This window comes from Bartonella sp. AP21QHHD (genome assembly GCF_042196205.1).
In the GTDB taxonomy this organism is placed as follows: Bacteria; Pseudomonadota; Alphaproteobacteria; order Rhizobiales; family Rhizobiaceae; genus Bartonella.
Genome location: NZ_JBHIPT010000026.1, coordinates 1 through 3,606 on the forward strand (window position 1 = coordinate 1; position 3,606 = coordinate 3,606).

A 3,606-nucleotide genomic window follows, 5' to 3' on the forward strand; every position below is an offset into this window, starting at 1 on the left:
AAGACTATGAAGCTGATTGCCCGCTACAGCATCGCTTGAGGTTGAAGTAATATCTCCATTGGCAAGAGATGTAATCTTGCTACTGCTATTTTCTTTTCCATGCGTCGCTACAAAGGCGCTTTTAGATTCATTCCAGTTCAAAGAGTCACTTTTTTCACCAGCAATTCCTTTTTCAATCTCATTTTTAATATTCGCGATAGAATCACCAACACCGATAAAGGCTGAAGCGACATCATTATAAGTCGAGTCAGAAACATCTCCATCTTTTGTGAAGCTCTTAACTGTAAAAGTAGGAGAAGTCCATGTGCCATTCTCATAGCTAGCGCTACCTCCTAAAGATGATGCAACCTTGGTGCCAAGACTATAAAGCTGGGAACCATTTATCGCATCGGTTGAGGTCGCTGTAATCGAACCAGCAGCAACATCCAAAAGAAACCGAGCTTCACCGTTACTATTCAGAATACTTATTTTTTTTAATGGTGATTTAGCAGAAATAGTTATCGTGCCTTCCTCATCCGTTCGGTTTAGTGCACTGGGTAAGCTTCTCAAAAGAGGAAAGCTGCCTATATTCTTATGCTGATCATCACCTTGAAATAAATTATTTTGTTTCTCTTCAATAGCAGAGGGCTCCTTTATCTCAACAAGCTGATGATTTAAACTTGTGGAAGCACTATTCACACGAGAAAATGCATCCGCTACATTCTTAGAACTTTGCTTACCCGCAAATGCAGTATCAAATGCACGTTGCGTTTGAAACTTAATATTAGGATTTAAATCTCTGAAGCCATCTTCATCCTCTATAAATGCAGAGCCACTATCTTGATATAATTTACTGCCAACAACATAGGCTGGTGGAATAGCTTTAAGCACATTTGTACCGCCACTAAAATCGTTTGATATGTTATTAAAAATCTGAGTATTAGCAGCAACAGGAGAAACATTTGATAAAAAGATAATCACTGAAGCCAATGAAAGCGCTTTAATAAACTGTAATCGATAAAGCGAGTAAGAATTTTTAAAATCACTCACCACCGGCGCTTTTGATGTGGTATATAATTTTTTCATAACAAATCCTCCAAGTAAAAAAACATATTCAGAACATAAAAAAAACATATTTCAGCGCTAGGGATGATTTTGGGATGTGATTTTATTTGTTCTTTACAAAGTTTAGGTTTGTCGCAGAGGCGAACAGAAGTAGTTAGGGCTCTGGCAAGGTTGCGATTAACGTTGATCAATGATTTTGTTAATGGTTTTTTAATTTTTTCCGACTGTAAGAAGTTTTTTTTGTAACAAGATTCCTGAATTTTAGGGTGAGGAAATAGATGGAACGGATATGAAGAAGACATATTTGCACGTTATTGTTAGATCTGCAGTTTATGGTTTTTAAAGTGAAAGAGCTCTTTTTGTATGTTTAAGAGGCTATAAGGTGTTATTGCAGGAAACGGTTAAGTCGTCTGGTGAATGACGTAGAGTGCTTGTTGTGAAATCATTGCACTTTTATCATAGTGATAAGTGAGACGTACTCTCGAGTTCTAGATTTTTTTCTCTTTAAGAGCTTTAAGATAAAATGAGGATGATTATGTGATTTTTCCATAACTCTTCGCACCTCCCTTTGCGAGAACTTTTTCCGTTTTTACCAGAATGAGTCTTACTAAAGACTATTTTTATGGTTTTATAGACTATTGAGTAAAATAGCAAGAGAAAAATGAATTTAACTATTTTTACAGAATGAGTCTTTCCGATTTATACAATCGTGAAATATCCTTATAACTTTAAAATTCATAGATTCCATGCATTATAGACTTGCCTAGAGGTTCTGTTTCATAGTTTGTTTGAGGCATCCCATTTTGATCAAAATGAGTCTTACTAATAATTGCCGCTGTTGCGTACCTCATGATTACTACTGCTATGTACAAGAGCAAATAAATAAAATAATAAAATGGGATTTTTAATTTTTTAAACGTATCCCCCAATGGATATTTTCTATCGATGAAATTATAGAACGTACAGTTTTAAAATACTGTGCGATTACGCACTCTATCAATTTATATGACAGAATTACTCTGTGTTTGTAAAATTTTTGTTAAAGTGCTTCACTTCTCACTAAAATCAATCTCACTAAGATTCTTATTATAGAATACATTGTTATGAGACTTTATAAGTATACTACTCTAAGGCTTCCTCTGTAAAATATTACTTCTCTATAATATAAAATTTTGCCCTTGTCTCATCAGACAAGGGCAAAACTTCACTTAAATTGTAATTTTTCATATTCTCTGGTGTTATTTTAATTTCAGAGTTATTCCACCACCTACTCCCCACTGACCTCCGGCACTGGTTGCTGATAGATTAGAACGAATCTTGCCATCTTCAGATGTATAACCTGCACCAATAGCAAAAGCAGATTGTCCACGCCAAAAACCGCCACCAAATGAAACACTCACAGATCCTGGGTCATCGAAGTAACGTAAGTTAGACACTGCCAAACCAATCGCCGCTGCTTGCCTAGCCTCTTTGCGCACATTCGTAATATCATAACTTAGTGCGTCAAACTTCATATCGGTATAGGATTTTGCCTCGTTAACACCATTATTGACTTGATCGTCCGTATACTTTTTCGCACTTTCAAGAGTAATCTTCATCTGCTCCTCGGTATGATCGTATAACTGACCACCATTCACTGCGTCCTTAGAGCCATGTTCAATTTTTCCATCTTTAACATTAGTAATCAAAACAGGCTCACTGTCATCGACACCTTTTAGAGTGATGCTACTGATTTTCTTTCCGCTATCATCGGTATCATAGCTAACCGCAAGATCCTCCTCGTCTATGTCATTCTCCTCCTCATCCATGTCATACTCATCTATGGAACGGGTTAATTTTCTCATAAAAGGAAAGCCTTCTGAAATAATATCCGAATGACCATCTCCCAATTTAGGTTTTTCACCAATAGCAGCGCCATCCCTTATATCAATAATCTGATTATTCAAAGCTGTGAAAGCACTATTTACGCCAGCAAAGGCATCTGCAACATTATTATATTTTTTCTCACTCTCATTACCATCCTTATCAAAGACTTTAACCGTGAAAGTAGGACCTGACCATTTCCCCTCTTCATCATATCCAGCACCACCGCCAAAATAATTTGCAAATGCCTGAGTCATAAAATAAAGCTGGCTACCATTTACTGCTTCGGTCGATGTTTTCGTAAATGCACCACCCCTAACACCAGAGAGAACTCGTGGAGTATTAATATTGTTTCCAATATCTATTCTATCGCCACTTTTGCTTCCCCCAATGGTAATAAGCCCAGCGCTATTTTGCTTAATAAAACTATCGCCTGTCACACTTTCGATCTTTTTATTAAGATTTGTAAAAGAACTGCTTACACCAGAAAATGCCTCCGCAACATTTCCATAGTGCGTTTCAGCTCCATTACCATTCTCATCAAAGACTTTAACTGTAAAATTAGGAGCACTCCAGTTTCCCTCTTCATCATATCCAGCATCACCACTAAAGTATCTAGCAATGACATTGCTCATGGAATGAAATTGAGAACCGTTTATCGCATCAGTTGAGGTCGCTGTAATCGAACCAGCCTTAACA

Annotated in this window: 2 protein-coding genes and 1 pseudogene; all 3 read right to left on the bottom strand. The window is 36.9% G+C overall.

Annotated elements, in window-relative coordinates; all coding sequences use genetic code 11:
- Window positions 1-1,065 (bottom strand): annotated as a pseudogene (locus tag ACFIMC_RS02560) (hypothetical protein); the annotation flags it as partial.
- A 707-nt stretch (window positions 1,066-1,772) separates the two neighbouring features.
- Window positions 1,773-1,895 (bottom strand): hypothetical protein, encoded by a 123-nt coding sequence (locus tag ACFIMC_RS02565; RefSeq protein WP_375672163.1) that lies wholly within the window; start codon window positions 1,893-1,895, stop codon window positions 1,773-1,775.
- Between the two features lie 387 nt (window positions 1,896-2,282).
- A partial coding sequence (locus ACFIMC_RS02570; RefSeq protein WP_375685637.1) for a YadA-like family protein occupies window positions 2,283-3,606 on the bottom strand: 1,324 nt, incomplete at its 5' end.

Coding starts and splice junctions, on each gene's coding strand:
- ACFIMC_RS02565 (WP_375672163.1), bottom strand. CDS start 1,895: ATGAGGTACGCAACAGCGGCAATTATTAGTAAGACTCATTTTGATCAA.